At 63.0% G+C, this 18646-nt stretch carries 20 protein-coding genes; 10 read left to right on the forward strand and 10 right to left on the reverse strand.

Going from position 1 to position 18646, the window contains the following annotated elements; translation table 11 throughout:
* The first annotated feature begins 34 nt into the window (after window positions 1-34).
* The 10 genes from QE494_RS10725 (at window position 35) to QE494_RS10770 (ending at window position 9390) form a co-directional block, all read left to right on the forward strand.
* Window positions 35-1936 carry an ABC transporter permease gene (locus QE494_RS10725; protein WP_300043220.1) on the forward strand — a complete coding sequence of 634 codons (1902 nt, stop codon included), beginning with the start codon at window positions 35-37 and terminating at the stop codon, window positions 1934-1936.
* Between the two features lie 5 nt (window positions 1937-1941).
* Window positions 1942-2670: an ABC transporter ATP-binding protein gene (locus tag QE494_RS10730; protein ID WP_300043222.1), complete on the forward strand. Its 729-nt coding sequence runs from the start codon at window positions 1942-1944 to the stop codon at window positions 2668-2670.
* An 8-nt stretch (window positions 2671-2678) separates the two neighbouring features.
* Window positions 2679-3419: an ABC transporter ATP-binding protein gene (locus tag QE494_RS10735; protein WP_300043224.1), complete on the forward strand. Its 741-nt coding sequence runs from the start codon at window positions 2679-2681 to the stop codon at window positions 3417-3419.
* A 121-nt stretch (window positions 3420-3540) separates the two neighbouring features.
* A complete protein-coding gene (locus QE494_RS10740) occupies window positions 3541-3897 on the forward strand; it encodes a 2Fe-2S iron-sulfur cluster-binding protein (RefSeq protein WP_300043225.1) in 357 nt (118 codons plus the stop codon).
* Window positions 3894-4859 (forward strand): TAXI family TRAP transporter solute-binding subunit, encoded by a 966-nt coding sequence (locus QE494_RS10745; RefSeq protein WP_300043226.1) that lies wholly within the window; start codon window positions 3894-3896, stop codon window positions 4857-4859. The genes QE494_RS10740 and QE494_RS10745 overlap by 4 nt, the downstream gene beginning before the upstream one ends.
* Before the next feature lie 13 nt (window positions 4860-4872).
* The gene (locus QE494_RS10750; protein WP_300043227.1) at window positions 4873-5535 is read left to right on the forward strand and encodes a hypothetical protein; all 663 of its coding nucleotides are present in this window, start codon (window positions 4873-4875) and stop codon (window positions 5533-5535) included.
* A gap of 35 nt (window positions 5536-5570) precedes the next feature.
* Window positions 5571-6602, forward strand: coding sequence for an ABC transporter substrate-binding protein (locus tag QE494_RS10755; protein WP_300043228.1), 1032 nt, complete (start codon window positions 5571-5573; stop codon window positions 6600-6602).
* Between the two features lie 7 nt (window positions 6603-6609).
* Entirely contained in the window at window positions 6610-7368 is a 759-nt protein-coding gene (locus QE494_RS10760) for an ABC transporter ATP-binding protein (protein ID WP_300043229.1), read from the forward strand.
* On the forward strand, window positions 7365-8123 hold the full coding sequence (locus tag QE494_RS10765; RefSeq protein ID WP_300043230.1) for an ABC transporter permease: 759 nt from the start codon (window positions 7365-7367) through the stop codon (window positions 8121-8123). The genes QE494_RS10760 and QE494_RS10765 overlap by 4 nt, the downstream gene beginning before the upstream one ends.
* A 25-nt stretch (window positions 8124-8148) precedes the next feature.
* Window positions 8149-9390, forward strand: a complete 1242-nt coding sequence (locus QE494_RS10770; protein WP_300043231.1) for an MFS transporter — start codon at window positions 8149-8151, stop codon at window positions 9388-9390.
* 44 nt (window positions 9391-9434) lie between these two features.
* On the opposite strand, the gene QE494_RS10775 is transcribed toward QE494_RS10770, so the two are convergent.
* From QE494_RS10775 to QE494_RS10820, 10 genes are all read right to left on the reverse strand, one after another.
* Window positions 9435-10151: a GntR family transcriptional regulator gene (locus QE494_RS10775; RefSeq protein WP_300043232.1), complete on the reverse strand. Its 717-nt coding sequence runs from the start codon at window positions 10149-10151 to the stop codon at window positions 9435-9437.
* Between the two features lie 9 nt (window positions 10152-10160).
* Complete coding sequence (locus QE494_RS10780) at window positions 10161-10826, reverse strand: cysteine hydrolase family protein (RefSeq protein WP_300043233.1); 666 nt, start codon at window positions 10824-10826, stop codon at window positions 10161-10163.
* Complete coding sequence (locus QE494_RS10785; RefSeq protein ID WP_300043234.1) at window positions 10826-12457, reverse strand: ABC transporter ATP-binding protein; 1632 nt, start codon at window positions 12455-12457, stop codon at window positions 10826-10828. The genes QE494_RS10780 and QE494_RS10785 overlap by 1 nt, the downstream gene beginning before the upstream one ends.
* 9 nt (window positions 12458-12466) lie before the next feature.
* Window positions 12467-13150 (reverse strand): cysteine hydrolase family protein, encoded by a 684-nt coding sequence (locus tag QE494_RS10790; RefSeq protein WP_300043235.1) that lies wholly within the window; start codon window positions 13148-13150, stop codon window positions 12467-12469.
* A gap of 2 nt (window positions 13151-13152) precedes the next feature.
* Entirely contained in the window at window positions 13153-14208 is a 1056-nt protein-coding gene (locus QE494_RS10795; protein ID WP_300043236.1) for a formamidase, read from the reverse strand.
* A 12-nt stretch (window positions 14209-14220) separates the two neighbouring features.
* Window positions 14221-15144: an ABC transporter permease gene (locus tag QE494_RS10800; protein ID WP_300043238.1), complete on the reverse strand. Its 924-nt coding sequence runs from the start codon at window positions 15142-15144 to the stop codon at window positions 14221-14223.
* Window positions 15141-16247, reverse strand: coding sequence for an ABC transporter permease (locus tag QE494_RS10805; RefSeq protein ID WP_300043239.1), 1107 nt, complete (start codon window positions 16245-16247; stop codon window positions 15141-15143). The genes QE494_RS10800 and QE494_RS10805 overlap by 4 nt, the downstream gene beginning before the upstream one ends.
* 31 nt (window positions 16248-16278) lie before the next feature.
* Window positions 16279-17406, reverse strand: coding sequence for a BMP family ABC transporter substrate-binding protein (locus QE494_RS10810; protein WP_300043240.1), 1128 nt, complete (start codon window positions 17404-17406; stop codon window positions 16279-16281).
* 79 nt (window positions 17407-17485) lie between these two features.
* The gene (hpxZ, locus tag QE494_RS10815; RefSeq protein ID WP_300043242.1) at window positions 17486-17863 is read right to left on the reverse strand and encodes an oxalurate catabolism protein HpxZ; all 378 of its coding nucleotides are present in this window, start codon (window positions 17861-17863) and stop codon (window positions 17486-17488) included.
* A gap of 11 nt (window positions 17864-17874) precedes the next feature.
* Window positions 17875-18646, reverse strand: a 772-nt coding sequence (locus QE494_RS10820; protein WP_300043241.1) for an amidase family protein, incomplete at its 5' end; no start/stop codon positions are given.

Here is an 18646-nt window from a genome sequence, read left to right on the forward strand (position 1 = left end):
CTGTAACCCTTGAACCTGGCCCGGGAAGGGCTGGGTGATCGGCCCTAGCACTGTGTGGACCCTCTCCATCATCAACGGAGTCGCGTACGGCAGCCTCCTGTTCCTCCTAGCGGCGGGCTTCTCGATGATCTTCGGCGTGCTGAAGGTCATCAACCTGGCCCATGGGTCCCTCTACCTGGCGGCGGCCTATCTGACGTACAGCCTGGTCGAGGCTGGAACCGGCATGGTCGTGGCCGTGGCTGGCGGAGCGATCGTCGCCGCGCTGGTTGCCGCGCTCTCTGAGCGTTTTCTTCTGTACAGGCTGCAGGGCCAATATCTGGCCCAGGTGCTGGTCACCCTGGGGCTGCTGCATATCTTCGCGGATGTCTTCCACGGGGTCTGGGGCGGCACGCCGCGTGTGGTGCAGGTGCCAGACATCTGGGACTGGTCGGTCCCCATGGGGGTCATGAGCTACCCCGCCTACCGCCTGTTCCTGATCGGATGCGGGCTCACCGTCGCATTGGCGCTGTGGTGGCTACTCGAACGCACGCGTTTGGGCAGCATCGTGCGAGCGGCCGTCGACGACGAGGAAATGGCGCAGACCAGCGGCGTGGTGGTTCCGAGGTTGCGTTGGATTGTTTTCGGCCTTGGCGGTCTTCTCGCCGGGCTGGCGGGCGGGCTTGGCGCGCCCTTCCTGGGCGCCCGATCGGGCCTGGACCTCGAGGTATTTCTGCTGGCCCTGGTGGTGGTGGTGGTCGGAGGAATCGGCTCGCTCGGGGGCGCCTACCTGGCCGCGATGCTGGTCGGTGTGATCGATTCGGTCGGGAAGATCCTGTTCCCCGAAGCCTCGATGTTCATGCTGTTCCTGCCCTTGCTTCTGATCCTGCTGTTCAGGCCCAGTGGCCTGTCGGGCCGCGTGTTGACGCATGTGGTGCCGGTGTCCCGCGACACCCGCGGCAGCAAGGAGCCAGAGGGGTTTGCGCGCCGCTTGCAACCCTGGGTCGAGCGCGCACGGACGGTGCCCGCGTGGAAGGTAGGTCTGGCACTCCTGGCCATTCTGGCGCTGTTTCCCGCGATGTCATCGCCCTACGGCGTGGGCATTCTGACATTGATCTTGATCTGGGCCATCGTGGGCTTGGGGTTCAATGTGCTGTTGGGGTACGCGGGCATGCCCTCCTTCGGCCATGCGGCCTTTTTTGGGGGCGGCGCCTATGCAGTCGCCCTGCTGGCCAAGCACTGGCAGGGACCGTCCTGGCTTTTGCTGGTCGCCGCTGTTGCCTGCATGACTGTCATGGCGGCAATTTTTGGCGTTTTGGCTCTGCGCACACGGCTGGTCTACTTTCTGTTGGCGACTGTCGCCCTGGGTCAACTGGCCTGGGGTGTGATGTTCAAGTGGCGGTCCTTATCCGGCGGAGACGATGGCATGCGCCTGGGGGAAAAACTCTCCATGCCCGGCGTCCCCGCCGAGAGCAGCTCCGCCTTCTACTATGCGGTCGCGGCGGTTTTTTTCCTGGTCTGTGTGGTGTTCTATCGCTTGCACAAGTCACATTTCAAGCGAGTGCTACAGGGCCTGCAGGGCAATGACCGGCGCCTTTCAGCCCTGGGCTATGACACCTGGGTGTATCAGTTCGCGGCCTTCGTTCTGTCGGGAACCATCACGGGTCTGGCAGGCGCGCTGTTCGCCTTTCACGCTGGCTTCGTGAGTCCACAGCTGCTGGGGATCGTGATTTCGGCAAAGATTATGCTGATCACCATTCTTGGCGGCGCAGGAACTTTTGTCGGGCCGCTGCTGGGCGCGCTTGTCTTGATAGGCGCGGAGGAATTCGTGACGCGCTGGACATCGCACTGGGAGGCCTTCCAGGGCATCCTGTTCATCTCCGTCGCCATCTTGGCGCCGCGCGGGCTGGCCGGTGCATTCAACCGGCTGTTCCCTGCGCGACCCGATCAGCAGGCGTGATGACGATGGCAGCCCAAGCCCTTTTCTCGATGCGCAGCGTGCGCCTTTCGCTCGGCGGCGTGGACATTTTGCGTGGGGTTGACCTGGATGTCGCCCCAACCGGCTGCCATGTTCTGATCGGGCCGAACGGTGCCGGGAAGACCTCGCTTTTCAACGTCGCGTCCGGCCAATACAAGCCCACAACGGGGTCTGTCCACTTTGACGGGCAAGACATCACGCGATTGGCGCCGCACCAGCGTGCGCAAAGGCGAATCGCCAGAACCTTCCAAGTGGCCAGCCTGTTTCGCGAACTGAGCGTAGAAGACAACCTGCGGCTGGCGGTGCTGGCACCTGCGCCCCATCTGGGCAAACGCACGGCAGCCGAGGTCCAGGACCAAATGGCCTCCCTGCTGGAGACCAGCGGCCTGCAGGCCAAGCGGCATATGACAGCGGGTCAGCTGGCCTACGGCGAGCAGCGGCAATTGGAGATCGCCCTTGGACTGGCGAACCAACCGGCCCTGCTGCTGATGGACGAGCCGATGGCGGGGCTGACCGCCCAGGAGCGCCAGGTCCTGGCCCGACGCCTGGACGACCTGTCCCAGAAAATCGCGGTCCTGATGGTCGAACACCACCTCGAAGATGCGCTGGCGATTGCCGATCAGATCACCGTGCTGTATTTGGGCGAGGCGATCTTTTCGGGCACTGCGGACGAGGTCAGGGCCCACCCGCTGGTTCAAAAAATCTACCTGGGGTGACAAGCCGCATGCAGCTGAACGTCTGTGACCTCAATGTCTTCATTGGCGACAGCCATGTGCTGCAGGGACTGACGCTGGGCATCGGCGCTAGCCGCCAGGTGGTGGTGATCGGTCGCAACGGCGCTGGAAAAACAACCCTGGCCCGGGCGCTGCTCGGGTTGACCGGTCCGTCCGCCGAGGGCACGCTGACCATTGCGGCCGATGGTGCGGCCGCATCGCCAGGCGGGACACGCGACATTTCATCAAGCGCCACCTGGGACCGCCACCAACTGGGAATTGGCTATGTGCCTCAGGGAAGGCGGGTATTTGCCTCACTCAGCGTCGAGGAGAACCTGCAAGTCGCGGCGCATCCGCCACGTGATGGCAGAGCGCCCGCGTGGACGCTGGACTCCCTTTACGACCTGTTCCCGCGGCTCAAGGAGCGCCGTCGCCAGCTGGCGTCCGTGCTGTCGGGGGGCGAACAGCAAATGCTCGCGATTGGCCGTGCGCTGAGCGGGCACCCCAGAATCCTGATCCTGGACGAACCGACCGAGGGCCTGGCACCGATCATGGTGGATCTGGTGGTGGGCACCCTGAAGAAGGTCAACGACAGCGGCATTGACGTTCTGCTGTTTGAACAGAATCTGCGTGTGGCCGCCAGCATGGCGGACGACCTCCATGTGCTTCAGTCTGGTCAGATCGTCCACAGCCAGCGCGATGTGAGCGAGGCTGATGTGCGCGATCTTGCCGAGCGCTATCTGAGCGTCTGAGTTTGCTCGCGCAGATGACAGCACACAGACCCGGCACGACACGTTCCCCTCGGCGGAACGCTGTTCCTAATCCACAAAGTACTTTACGATCCCTGGAAGAAAAGAGCCTCCAGGAGACGTGATGGCCTGTTTTAGAGTTTTGAACCGGCAGCTTGAGCTGCAAGCAACGCCCACCCAATCGCTCCTGCAAGCAGCGGAGGCGGCCGGAGAGCCGTGGCGCCGGTTTTGCGGTTCGTCGGCGCTGTGCGGCACCTGCGCGGTCGTCGTGGTGGACGGTCAGCCCGCGCCGGCTCGCCCGCGTGAGGCCATGTTCATTGAGGGCTGGGGCAAGCAAGAGGGGTTCCGCCTGGGCTGCCAGCTCAAACTGGCCGAGGGCGATGTGACCGTCATCAACTGCTCTGACTACGAGTTCGATCCCGACGCCATCGCCGCCGCGGCGAGCGCCGCCAAACAACAAATTTCAAAGGAGACAGCATGACGCAACGCAAAATTGAACTTGATTTTTCCACCTGCTGGGGCACCACCAACTTCACCCGCGTGGCGGGCTGGATCATGTGGGGCCTGCGTGACCACTTCGACCCCAAGTCACGCTTTGACATCAAGCTCGGTAACGGCGTGGTTGACAACATCCACCGCGTGGCGCGCGGCGAAGCTGATCTGGGCATCATCACCCCCACCCAAAACCTGAACCTCGCACGCGAAGGTCGCGGCCCCTTCACCACGGCCTACCCCGACCTGGTGTCCCTAGGCACACTCCAGCACGACGATCGGCTCACCTGCGGTGTGGCCAGCCACGTCAAGATCAATTCCCTGCACGACATCGCCGCACAGCGACTGCCGCTGCGCATCGCCGCCGACCTCGAGGACGACGGCGCATCGGTGGCCTTTGCCAGCCACGAGATCCTGAAGTTCTACGGCATCACACAAGACCGCCTGCGCTCCTGGGGTGGCGATCTGCTTCACCTCGACCGCGGTCCCGGCCAGGGCGTTGAAAAAATCATCGACGGCCATGCCGACATCCTGATTCACGAGGCAGTGATGCTCAAGCCGTGGTTCGAATTGATCCACGACCGCGGCGGGCGCTTCATGTCCTTTGACAAAGCCCTGCTCGACCACCTGGCCAAGGAATACGGCTACGGTTCGGCCAAGCTTCCCACGACCTTTGGTTACACCGGTGGCGACGTCGACTGCATCGACTGGGCAGACTGGCTGATCATCTGCCGCCGCGACCTGGACCCCGAAATCGCCTACCGCGTTTCCCAAGTCATGGCCGAAAAGAGGCGTGTGATTGAAAACCAGTACCGCTGGATGCCGATCAAGCACTCTCCCATGATCTACCCCATTGACGTGAAAGCCATGTTTGAGACCCCCGGCGTCGAGTACCACGAGGGTGCACTGCGCTACTACGCAGACAGCAAACAGACCCAGAAAGCCGCCTGAGGTCAGAGACCGTATGGACCAAGTCACTTCCGCAGGCCCGAAGCCGGGCTTGTCTGATGACGCATTTGCCCTGTTGCAAGACATCGTAGGGCGCAAGGGGGCGCTGACCGTCGTCGACATGCTCGACGACGACGCGGCGCTTCGGTATCGCAGCTTTTTCCCGGTCGGAGAGATGCTGATCGGACTGCGCTTCTACGAGAACGATCCTTCTCGGCTGGGCATGCGAAACGGCAACACGCTCAAGATCGTTGACGGAAAAATTGCAGTGGAGCCACGCCGGCACATGATGTTCACGCCGCCACTCGTGCCGCACCGCTCGGAACATATCTATGGCTTCTGGCATATCAACGACGAGCAAGAACTCGCGATGAACCTCACCCTGAGTGAGACCCGGCGCGTCACCGTGTTGATCGAGGGCTTCCCGAAGCGCGGCCGCCGTGACCGGTTCGCCTGGTTTTGCACCAGTTGCCTGAACCCCCTGTACATGCGCGAAGTGGAAACCGGCCGCGTGGGCCTGCCCGGTTTTTATGCCGTCGAGGAAGACGCCTTTGAGGTGTTTAATTCCGAACTGAGCCTGCGCACTTGCAAGCGATGCGGCACGGTTCATCCGCACGCTTATTCCATCTTCACCTGGAACGACTCAGAAGAACAAAAAGCCGCGCGCGCCGCTTCCTGATCGCCATTCAGCCACCATCCAAGAGGAGACACTCCATGAAAGCCACAGACAAGACACAACGCCGGCAACTGATTCGGGCCGGCCTGGGGGCCGCCGTATTGCTGGCTGCGCCGGCCTATGTGCGTGCACAAGCCCTCTCGCGCCCCAACATCATCGTCGCGCGTCCGCTCACGGTGCTCAATCATGCCGCCGCTGTCGATGCCGCGCTGCGCATGGATGCGTTTAAGGCCGAGGGCCTGAACGTCACGGTGAGCAACTTCAGAAGCTGGAGCGAGGTGACGCAGCTGACCATGAGCGAGCGTGGTGTGTTCGGTCTGGGTGCCAACACATTGATCCGTGCGGTGATGGGGCAAAACGCTCCCGTGCGCCAAATTGCCATGGTCTCCACCCTGCTGCCCTACAACTTCTGGTCGCGCCCGGGCAGCGGCATTGACAAGTTCTCCGACCTCAAGGGCAAGCGCATCCAGACCGTGCGTCCTGGCGAGACACTCGATCTGGTCTGGAACGAGTTGCTCACCGACGCCGGCGTAGCCTTGACCGATGTGGTTCGCGTCGAAGGCTTTGACGGCTTTGGCGCGCTGGCCTCCAACACGGTCGACGCTGCGAACATGAACGACAGCCTGTTCGGCCGTGCACGCCAGCAGGGCTTCAAGAGGCTGATCGATTACAACGACTGGCGCAAGTCCAAGGGTATGAAGAACGGGGCGGCCAACCTCGGCTGGTCCACAGGTACCGCAACGCTGGAAAACCATCCGGACACCGTGCGCGCCTTCTTGCGCGCGATGGTCAAGGCCACCCTGCGCATGCGCCAGGACAAGGCATTCACCATGGAAGTCATGACCGCTGCGCCCTACCGCATGGACGCAAAGACTGCCGAAGAATCCTGGGAACTGCACCGCGGTCACTGGATGATGCGCATGGACGCTTCTCGCGGCGACTTTGAATTTGACATTGAGAAGGCCGCCAAGGGCATGAACGTTCCCCTCAACCAGGTTCCCCGAGAAAGGCTCGTGGCTGCCGACCCCATTCGCACCGTTCTCAATGAACTGGGCGTGAACTTTGGCTGACCTGCGCATGTCCGACCTGCTTGAAGTTCACCAGATCCACAAGACATTCGATACGGCAAAGGGCTCGCTATCGGTGATTGAGGGCGTCTCCTTCACCCAGCGAGAGGGAGAGCTGATCACCATCGTGGGTGCCAGTGGCTCGGGAAAAACGACGCTGCTGCGAATCATTGCCGGACTCGAAACGTCCAACCAGGGCCATGTGAAACTGCAAGGTCAAGAAATCAATGGTCCTGGACCGGAGCGCTCCATGGTGTTTCAGCAGTCGGGGCTGATGCCTTGGCTGACCGTGGAGCAAAATGTGCGCTTCTCACTGCACACGCTGGGCCTGACTGACCAAGAGCAGTCGGCCCGGGTGCAAGACGCCATCAACCGGGTCGGACTCAAGGGCTTTGAGCAATTCGCGCCCAAGCAGTTGTCGGGCGGAATGCAGCAGCGGGTGGGCATTGCCCGTGCCATCGCGGTGAAGCCCAAGCTGCTTCTATGCGACGAGCCGTTCGCCTCGGTCGACGCCATGACCCGCCAATCGCTGCAGCATGACTTGCAAAAGGTGGTCGCAGAGGGCAACACCTCGGCGCTGCTGGTCACCCACGACATTGAGGAAGCGATCTACCTGGGCGACCGGATCATTGTCCTGTCTTCGCGTCCGGCCAAGGTGATGGAAATCATCCCTGTGGATATTCCACGGCCCCGAGCCCCGCTCGTGCGAACCCAGTCCTATTTCCAGGACCTGCGCGAGCACATTTGGAAAAAGCTGCAAATCCAGTGAAAAAGAATACTTCTCTTCCTGCTTGGATCTACAGCCTGCTGATCCTGGTGGTGGTGCTGTCCCTTTGGGAGGGACTGTCTCGCTACAAGATCATCAACCCGCTGTTCCTCAGTTCACCCACGGAAATCCTGGCAGCGGGTTACGACCTGATGAAGTCGGGAGAATTCTTCACGCACCTGCGACAGTCAGCCTATATCTACGTGGTGGGCGTGGTCGCGGGCTGCCTGGCGGGCGCGTTGCTCGGGCTGGCCATGGGCTGGTGGCGTCGCTTTGGCGATATCGTCGACCCGTATGTGGTGTTCTTTTCAGCCATGCCACGGGTTGCGCTGTACCCGGTTTTCATCATGCTTATGGGCGTGGGCAGCCTCTCCCGCATCCTGATCGTCCTGATCGGCGTGATGTTTCCGATGCTGTTCAACGCCTACGTGGGCGCCAAGCAGACATCCAAGCAACTGCTCGAGGTCGCCCAGGTGTTTGGCTACCGCCGCCATGAGATCTTCTACAAAGTGGTGCTTCCGTCTGCCATGCCCTACCTCATGGCGGGCTTTCGCAACGGGGTGACGCTGGGCATGATTCTGGTGGTGGTGTCCGAGTTCTTCGGGGCTTCGGGTGGCCTGGGCCAGCAGATTGCGGTGACCGCACAGTTTTTCCAGACTTCGTTCATGTACGCCTGGGTGATCTACACCTCCTTGCTGGCGCTTGCCTTTGTCAAGTTGACCGATTGGCTGGAGCGGCGCCTCCTGTGGTGGTCTTGACAGCCCGGCGGGCCTCCCGCTGACCGTGACTGACCCGAGCAGTTCTCCGGCGACCGACCCTGATCGGCTCTGGTCCTACCGCGCCTTTGCCAACTACTGGTTCGGTCGCATTGCGGCTACCGCCGGCCACCAGATGCTGGCGCTGTGGATCTCCTGGCGCTTGTATGAGTTGACGGGTTCCGCCTGGCTGCTGGGGATCGCAGGCCTGATTCAGTTCCTGCCCTCGCTGGTGTTCTTTCTTTGGGCAGGCGATCTGGCCGACCGGGTCGACCGCCGACTGATCCTTTTTGGGGTCATGGTCACCGAGGCCCTGAGCCTGATCCTGCTCGTCGTGGCCGAGGCCAGCGGTTGGATGTCCAGCGCGATGCTTTTGAGCATGTGCGTGCTACTGGGGAGTTTGCGGCCGTTCTTCATGTCTTCGCAGCAGTCGCTGGCACCGCGCCTGGTGCCGGGGAGATTGCTGGCACGTGCCATGGCCCTGAGCAGCGCCGGTTCGCAGGCGATGTTCATTGCTGGCCCGGCCATCGCCGGCTTGCTGCTGATTTGGGGAGCACTTCCGGTGCTGGTGCTGTGCGGCATTACCTTCTCGATCTCGGCCTTCTTCTTTCGCCGCGTGCACTCGGACTTCACCCCGCCACCGAGCCGCAGCCGGTCCCTCAGCGAGCTGTTCAGCGGCTTTCGCTTTGTGCGCAGTCACCCGTCCATCCTGGGGTCGATCACGCTCGATCTTTTTGTGGTGATGCTGGGTGGCGTCACGGCGCTGCTGCCCATTTATGCCAAGGATGTTCTGGCAGTGGACTCCTGGGGCTTGGGCCTGATGCGGGGCGCGCCGGCGATCGGCGCCCTCATCGTGTCGGTGGTTCTGGCGCGATGGAGCATTCAGCGAAAGGCCGGTCGCTATATGTTTGGCAGCGTGGTGGTGTATGCCGGGGCACTGATCGTGTTTGGTGTTTCGCACTCCTTGGCGCTGTCGGTCGTGGCGTTGGCCATTAGCGGTGCGGCCGACATGGTCAGCGTGGTCATTCGCCAGTCCCTGGTCCAAATCGATACGCCAGACGAGATGCGCGGAAAAGTCAGCGCCATCAATTCAGTGTGTATCGTCGCCTCGAACCACCTAGGGGATTTTCGGGCCGGCATGACTGCCCACGGTCTGGGGGCGGCCGGAGCGGTCACCGTGGGCGCGGTGGGGAGCCTGCTGGTCGCCGGGCTTTGGATCCGGTGGTTCCCGCAGTTGTGGCGGCGCGAGACGCTCAGCGGCGATAGGTAGGCGGGGGGCGCCGGGCACATGCCGCAGGCCCCAACAGAGGCGACCTATCGGCTGTCTGCTTGCCCGTTCAGGCGCGCCATGTGCATCTCGTGCAGCGTGATTTTTCGCACCTCGGACTGGCTGGTCATGATGTGTGCGCTGAGCAGCATGACCGCCTGCTCGGCTCGCTTGGCCTTGACGGCGCGCAGGATCTTTCCGTGCTCCTCGTAGGTGAGGTCGATACGCGGCTGCTTTGTAAAGTCAAGCCGGCGGATCACGCGGATACGCTCAGTCACATCGCGATGGACACGCGCCATTTCGGCATTTCCGGCGGCACTGACCAGTGCGCAGTGGAAGGCCTCGTCCCATTGCGCGACCTGATGGGTGTCGCTGCTTCGCTGCGCCACCGGTACCAGCCAGATCTGTGACAGGGCATCGATCTGTGTCCGGTCGACTTGGCTGTAGCCCTCGCAAATGCGCCGAACCGCGGTGGTCTCCAGCAGCAGGCGAAGGTCATAGAGTGCGTCATAACGGGCGAAGTCGAACGGAAGTACCCGCCACCCGCTGCGAAACAGCACCTCCACATGGCCCTCTTGTTGCAGGCGGAACAGGGCCTGGCGAACCGGCGTGCGCGACACACCCAGGCGCTCACAGATCTCGTTTTCTGTGAAGCGGTCTCCGGCGACGAGCTGAAAGTTCTCGATGTCGCGCTTGACCTGGTAATACACCGCCTCTGCGCGTGAGCCCTCGCGCTGGCCGCTGGGTTTGATGATGGCTTCCATGGCTGGCCCTTAAGTCGCCCGGACGGTCGCAAGCAAATCAGCGCTGGACGCAGTCCAACCCACGATAGCCCCCTGCGCGCGGATCATCTCGAGGGTGGCGGCCTTGAAATGCGCGAAATAGCTCTCGGTGCAATCTTCGAGCAGCAAGCAGTCATAGCCGCGGTCGTTGGCTTCACGCATGGAGGTCTGCACACAGACTTCCGTCGTGACCCCCATGAAAATGAGGTGGCTGACTCCTGCCTCCTGCAGGCGCTCGTGCAGACCGGTGCCGTAAAACATGCCCTTGCCTGGTTTGTCGATCACCCATTCGCCGGTCGCAGGCGCCAGGGCGTCGATGATTTGGCTGCCAGGCTCGCCTGCCACGAGGATGCGCCCCATCGGACCGACATCACCAATACGCAAGGTGGGCTGACCGCGCTGGCGTTTGGCCGGCGGGCAGTCGGACAAGTCGGCCCGGTGCGCCTCGCGTGTGTGCAAAACCTTGGCTCCGGTGGCGCGCCAAGCCGCAAGCAACTCCCTGCACGCCGGCACGATGGCAGACAAGCGGGACACGTCATTGCCCAGGGTTTCACCAAAGCCACCGGGTTCAATGAAGTCGCGTTGCATGTCGATGATGACAAGGGCTGTGCGGGAAAGCTCGAACTCGAACGCGAAAGGGTTGGCCTGTAGGCGCATCAGGCAGCCTCAACTTCTTCTTGATCTTGCGTGTGATGCCCGCCACCCATGTAGGCGCCAAGCACATGGCGCTGCGCGTCCGCAGCCGCTGTTTCGTGGACGATCCGGCCTTCACTCATGACCACAATGCGGTCGGCCAAGCCGAGGAGTTCGTCAATGTCTTCACTGATCAAAAGGATAGCACCCCCTTTGGCGCGCACGCCGAGGATGCGCGAATGGATTTCGCGTACCGCAGCGAAATCCAGACCGAAAACCGGGTTCATCGCGATCAAGACCTGGATTTCTCCGGCCAGTTCGCGCGCGAGCACCGCACGTTGCACATTGCCGCCGGAGAGGCTGGCGATGGGCGCGCCCTCCCCCTGCGTCTTGATGCCGTACTCGGAAATCCAATCCCGGGCACGCTGCCGCCACAGCCCCGGCCGCAGCCAGCCGCCGCGACTCAGGGGAGCTACATCAAAATCGCGCAGGGCCATGTTGTCCGACACGCTCATCGCGCCCACGCAGCCATTGCGCAGCGGCTCCTCCGGCAGGCTGCGCAATTTGAGCTGCCGGTTCTGGGCGCGCGAACCTTGGTAGGGAACACCGAGAACCTGGACGGCCCCGGACAGGCGGGCGCGCTGACCGACGATCGCCTCCATGAGTTCGCGCTGGCCGTTGCCGGACACGCCCGCCACACCCAAAATTTCTCCGGAACGTACGGCAAAACTCACCCGCTCCACGGCCACCGTGCCACGGTCTCCCAGCACACAGAGGTCACGCACCGCAAGCCCGGCCTGCGAATCCCCAGAGTCGGCGCCAAGGGCGTCCGCACGAGAAACCGGCTCGACCGGCGGCCGAATGACATCTGGCCCGGCCTCGCTCGCCTGAGCGTGCTCGTACCCAATCATCGCCTGCGCCAGCAGCGCAGGCGTCACCTCGGACACCGCACTGTGGTGGACCGCTTTGCCGCGCCGAAGCACCGTCACATCGTCGGCATAGGCCATCACCTCGCGGAACTTGTGGGTAATGAGCAAGACGGTGCACTGACCGCTGCGGGCGAACTCGCGCACATGGCCCAGGACTTCATCCGCCTCCTGCGGGGTCAGCACCGAGGTGGGTTCATCCAGAATCAGCAAACGCGGCTTCAGGTACAGCTGCTTCAACAGTTCGAGCTTTTGCTTTTGACCGGCCGCCATCGCTCCGGGGTAAGCGTCCAGATCCATGCGAAACGGCGTTGTCTGCATGAACGCCGCCAGGCGCTCACGCTCGCGCCGCCAATCAATCCAGGCGGGCACTTGCCCCCCCGCCAGCAACAGGTTTTCCGCCACTGTCATGCCAGGCGCCAGTGTGAAATGCTGATAGACCATGCCGATGCCCAGCGAGCGGGCCATCACAGGGTTGGCAATTTGTTGCTCGCGGTCATCACAGAGGATGGCGCCCTCCTCGGCTGTGTGAAAGCCTGCGATGCACTTGACCAGCGTGCTCTTGCCCGCGCCGTTCTCGCCCAGAAGGGCGTGAACCGTGCCGGGTCGGACATCGATCGACACCTGGTCGAGCGCGGTAAAGCTTCCAAACCGCTTCGTGAGCAGAAAGGTCTGGAGCGCCATCGCGCCCTCAGGAGCCACCGGCGGGTTGATGCGAACAACGCTCATAACAGGCCTCTAGCCCAGAGCGGACAGCAGGGACGCCGAATCCGCATGGGCGCCGAACACGCCGTGCTGCATCGTGATCATCTTCAACGCCGCTAGGTGGTTGCCATGGTCGGTGGCAGCGGTGCCGTCCGACAGCATGAGGCATTCAAAGCCGCGGTCATTGGCCTCGCGCATGGTGGTGTGCACGCACACGTCGGTGGTAATGCCGCACAGTACCAGGTTGTCAATGCCACGGGTACGCAAGACGAGTTCAAGGTCGGTTGCGCAAAACGAACCTTTGCCGGGCTTGTCGATGATCACCTCACCGGTCTGGGGAGCGAGCTCGGGGATGATTTCCCAGCCGACTTCGCCGCGCACCAGAATCTTTCCGCAGGGCCCCGGGTCGCCAATTCCGGCACCGATCTGCCGCGATCGCCAACGCTTGTTGGCCGGCAGATCCGAGAGGTCGGGGCGGTGGCCTTCCCGGGTGTGAATGATGTGGAACCCCAACTCACGCATACGCGCCATCGCGCGCTGAATCGGCTCGATGGGCGCCCGGGTGAGCGAGATGTCGTAGCCCATGGAATCCACATAGCCGCCCACACCGCAAAAGTCGGTCTGCATGTCAATGACGACCAGTGCGGTGTTCTCGGGCCGCAAGTCGCCGTTCCAGGGCCAGGCATACGGGTTGGCCTGCACAAAGCGCTGGGTCATGGTCAGGCTGCCTTCTTGGGCAAAGTGGCCTCTGCAACCGCCATTGCGTCGGGCACCAGCGGATGCGGCTCAGGGCCGCGGTAGTGGCGTGTCGGCGCCGCAAACCCACAGCTTGTGCCGTCAGTCACCTGAACCTCCCAGGGCAGTTGGTAACGCCCGGCCGCCATGTCCTGCATGAAGGTGTAGGGGCAATCCTGCGCGCCGCCCTTCACCGCCACATAACCGCGGTGATAGAGCTGATAGATGTTGTTCTCTACACCCCAGCCGCTGCGGGCCTCACGCACAAGGTCCGGGCGCAGTTCGGCGGTGACGATCTCGTCCGGACGCCCGCCCCCCTCGACCAGCACGGTACCGTCGAAATTGCAGAACATGCCCTCCCCCATCGAATCGAAGGTGCCGTCGCTGCCACACATGCACACACTGGCGGTGTAGGCGAGGTTCTGGAAGGCATTGGCCTGGTTGGTGATCTTCCAGGCATGGCGAATCGGCGCGGTGTAGCCGGCGGTGCGGATGATGACCTCGGCACCCTTGTAGGCCGCCTCGCGCGCCATTTCCGGGAACATGCCGTCGTGGCAGATGATGAGGGACAGCTTGCTCCCCTTGGGCCCTTCACAGACCGGAATACCCAGGTTGCCCGGCTCCCAAGGTTCCACCGGAACCCAGGGGTGGAGCTTGCGGTAGTAAAGCCGGATTTCACCTTGGTCGTCGATGATCAGCCCGCTGTTGTACGGGTTGCCATGCGGGTTAGCTTCCATGATCGAGAAGCAGCCCCAGATCCTGTTTTGCTGACAGGCATTTTTGAAGGAAGCCACCTCCGGGCCGTCCAGGCTCACCATCAGCTCCGGCGCAGTGCTCATGCTCAGCCCGTGCAGCGAGTACTCGGGAAACACCACCAGATCCATGGTGGACTGGTTGCGGCGCGCCTTGGCCACCATTTGCACAATGCGCTGAACCTGCGCCGCCAGTTGCACCGGGGTGTCCACCACGGGCAGCTGCAGTTGCACCAGCCCCATCACCACGCCATTGGCTGATTTGTTCAAGCCTCCAAGACCGCTCATCGCTCTTCTCCTTTACTTTGCGTTGGCTGTGAGTTCGCCAGGGCTGCCGGCAGACGCCGTGCCGGGCCTGCAGGTACTCACCAAAATCAACAGGGTGAGCACATAAGGAACCGTGTTGAACAGGTGATAGCCCCACCCGATGCCGATCGACTGCAGCGCAGGGCCGATGGCACCGGCACCACCAAACAGGGCCGCTGCGGCAATGCAGCGCAGCGGGCTCCAGCGGGCGAAGATGACCAGCGCCACCGCAATCAGGCCCTGCCCGCTGGAAATACCCTCATTCCAGCTGCCGGGGTAGAACAGGGTGAGCGAAGCGCCCCCCAAACCGGCAATGGCCCCGCCGGCCATGGTTGCCCCCATCCGAATCCGTTTGACCGAGTAGCCCAGGGCACGGGCTGCGTTGGCCGAATCTCCGGCCATGCGTAACACCAGCCCGGCGCGGGTACGGCGCAGAACCCAGGCCATTGCCACCGCCAGCAAGAGGCCGATGGGGAGCAAGGCGTTGATCTGCAGCGCGGCGCGGACCGACGAGATGTCGCTCCAATCACCCAATGGCAGGGCCGGAATCTGAGGCGCCTGGGGCTGGATGAGGGGCTTGCCGAGAAAAAATGCCAGGCCCATTCCGAGCAGCATCAGCGCAATGCCCGTGGCCACATCATTCACGCGGGGCAGCGAGCACAGCGCCGCATGAAGACAAGCCAACGCGGCCCCGGCGGCTGCAGCCACCAGCACACCGACCCAGGCGGAGCCGCTGAGATAAGCGCCCCCAAAGGCCGCCATCGCCGAGAGCACCAGAACACCCTCGAGACCGAGGTTGATGCGCCCAGACTTTTCAGTCAGGCACTCACCCAGACTCACAAACAGAAAAGGTACCCCCACGCGCAGGGCACCGCCTGCAAGTGCCGCGAAAAGGGCGATCCACTGGTCAGCTGTCATGGTGAGCTCGAGGGGACTGATTGCCCACGCGCAATGGCGCTGGCACGGTCGGGGCCCGCAGGCTGCGAGAGCCTGCGCCAGACAGCTCGCCACTGGGCATCTCGCAATGCCTCACTGGCAAGAATGAGAACAAAGGCAATGCCTTGCAGCACCAGCACCGAGGCGTCGGGCAAGCCCAGCCGGCGCTGCAGCAAACTGCCCGCGGCGCCAAAGCCGCCGAACAGGATGGCCACCGGAATGACGGCGATCGGGTTGTGTCGTGCAATGAAAGACACCAGGATCCCCGCGTAGCCATAGCCCGCGATCAACGATGCATTGGCAGCGTTGTGAACCGCCACCACCTCCACCGCTCCGGCCAGGCCCGCACACCCCCCGCCCAGCAAACAGGCCAGAAGCACCAGGCGGGAAGCCGGCATGCCCACGAGCTGCGCCGCGCGCGGATTACCGCCCACCACACGGATCGAAAAGCCCCAGACGGTGGAACGCAGACCAAGACCCAGAAAGACACACAAGACCACACCCAGGGCCAGGCCCCAATGCACCTCGGAGCCGAAAATTCCGCCCATGCGAAGGGATTCTTCCAGCGGGAGGGTCGACGGCTTGTTCAGACTGGCCGGGTCCCGCAGCGGGCCCTCCACCAAGTGCTTGAAGAGGCCAATAGCCACATAGGCCAGCAGCAGGCTGCTGATGGTCTCGTTGATGCCCCGGTACTCGCGCAGAGCGCCAGTCAGGGCGATCCACAGCGCGCCCGCAAGGATGCCGGCCATGCAGACCATGGAGAGGCCGGCCAGCCCCGAGGGGACTGGCATGACCATGGGAAGTGCCGCGCCGGCCAAGCCCCCGAGCACCAACGCACCCTCACCGCCAATGACCACCAGGCCAGCGCGCGCAGGCAGCGCGACGCACAGCGCGGTGAGCATCAGCGGCGCGGCCCTCTGGAGGGTGTTTTGCCATGAGAACCAGTCCCCGAAGGCGCCCTTGAACAGAAGGGCCCAGAGCTCCAGGGGATTGACGCCGCCGATGGCGACAAAGCCGCCGAAGATCAGCAAGGCCGCCAGCAGTGCGAGCACCGGCAGTCCGACGTCGATCAGCGTTTGTCGCATGGCAAAAGGCTCCAGCGTGCGCGCTTGGCGATCAGATGGAACCGATCACGCCTTCGACCAGGTAGTTCATCTTCTCGAGCTCGATGTCGGTCTGCTTGAGCGTCTTGCCACCGGCGATCACCACGTTGCCCTTGTTGTCCTTGAGGCCACCCGTGCCACCCTTGAAGATGTCGAAGCTGCCAGCAATCATCCTGCTCTTGATGTCGTCGGCATTCTTCTTGGCCGCGTCGGTCACCATCGAGCCGTAGGCCGAGGTCTTCACATAACCTTCCTTCAGACCGCCACGCAAGAAGTTGGGGTGCGGCTTTCCGTCCCGTGCTGCGTCGATGATCGTCTTGTACGCGGTCAGCCAGTTCCACTCCGCACCGGTGAGGTACGCGTTCGGGGCCAGCCTGGCCTGGCTGGCGTGGTAGCCGCACACCATCTTGCCGCGCTTTGCAGCGGTCTCCACCACCACTTTGGGGCCATCCACGTGCATGGTGAATACGTCCACGCCCTGATCGGCCAGGCTGTTGGTGGCCTCGGCTTCCTTGACCGGCATCGACCAGTCACCCGTGAAGATCACGCTGCAGGTGATGCCCGGCTTGACCGAACGTGCGCCCAGCAAAAACGCGTTGATGTTGCGCAGCACCTGCGGAATCGGCTTGGCCGCCACAAAGCCGATCTTGTTGCTCTTGGTCATGTGACCGGCCACCACGCCATTGAGGTACTGGCATTCGTCGATGTAGCCGAAGAAGCTGCTCACGTTCTTGGGGTGCTTGCCCTCGGTCCACAGGCCGCCGCAGTGCGAGAAGCGCACCGCATTGTTCTTGGGCGCCAGCGCCAGGATGTGCGGGTCAAAGTAACCGAAGGAGGTGGGGAACAGCAGCGTCGCACCGTCCTGGGAGATCATGCCGGTCATGCTCTTTTGCACGGCAGCCGTCTCGGGCACGTTCTCTTCTTCGACCACTTTCACGCCGGCGATCTTCTTGAGTTCAGCCGCGGCCTGGGCGTGGGCCTGGTTGTAGCCAAAGTCATCGCGCGGGCCGACATAAATCACGCCGACGGTCAGCGGCTTTTGCGCCAAGGCAAGCGAGCTCAGCCCGCCAAGGGTGCCTGCTGCGCCGAGGGCAGCCAGTGATTTCAGCGAGGCGCGGCGATTCATGGAATGGTCAGTCATGAGGAACTCTCCAGGTAGGTTGAGGGACATTAAAAAAGGGAGCGAGATTCATGCCAGCGGTCTGCACGAGGAACTCAAGTCACGCATCCAGCAGGCTCACATGGGCGGAGACCACCCGCCAGCCGGCGGGTGTTCGCATCCACGTCTGGGACTGCCTTCCGGTGCGCTGGCTGCCGGTGCGGCGAAATTCGGTGTTGGCGGTCGCGAAGTCGCGGCCATAGGTGGTAATGACGGTGTTGAAAATCTCACGCGCCAAGCCTTGCGACGGGCGCGCAGACCGAAAGGCCTCGATGGCGGAGTACCCGTACAGGTTCTCCGTGACGCCATAGCGGATGGTGCTCGGGTCGTTCCAGAACAACTCGTCCAGAACAGCCACATCGTTGCTCACCAGAGCCTGCTCGTAGCGCATGAAGACCGTGGTCATTTCACGCACCACTTCGGGAAGATTGATGTCCAATTTCGGGGAATTCACAGGTCAGCCTCCTTCAGTCCAGCCACACCGGCCTGCTGCAAATGCCAGGCAGCACGCAATGCGATGTCTTCACGCCAGGGGGCGGCGATCAGCTGCACACCCAGGGGGAGACCGTCCGTGCCGTCCAGCCACATCGGTGCGGCGACCACCGGGCAGCCGGCGGCGGATATCGGTTGGGTGAGCAGCCCCATCGAGGGGCGGCAGGGCAGCCGCGTGCCCTGGATGTCGATCCACTCGGTGCCAATGGGCGGTGCGGCAACCGGCGTTGCCGGGGCCACCAGCAGATCCCACTGCTGAAACAATGCGTTGACGCTGTCCCGGTAGCTGCGGCGAAAGCGCTGGGCGCGCACATACCAGTGCGCGGGCTGCAAGGCACCGGCAATGAAGCGGTCCACCGACAGGGGCTCAAAGTCCTGCGCGCGATGACGCAAGTCCTCAAGATGCAAACTGCCGCCCTCGGACGCGGTGATGACAAATGCGCAGGCCCGCCCGAGCGCGGCGTCGGGCCAGATCACTTCGCCCGCAGCGCCCAGGGCATTTGCGGCGGCACTTGCAGCGGCGCGCGCCGCTGCGCTGGCGTTGTCATGAAAGTACCCGCCGAGGATGCCAACACGCAAGCCCTTCACGCCATGCCCCAGGGTGGGGCTGACGGGCTGCACGCGTGTGGCGTGGCAGCCCGGGTCGAGCGAATCGGGGCCTTGCATCACGTCGTAGGACGCAGCCAAAGTCTCCACGCAGTGGGCGAAGGGCCCCAGGTGGTCGATGCTG

The sequence above is a fragment of the Ramlibacter sp. genome (assembly GCF_029866045.1).
Classification (GTDB): domain Bacteria; phylum Pseudomonadota; class Gammaproteobacteria; order Burkholderiales; family Burkholderiaceae_C; genus Ramlibacter.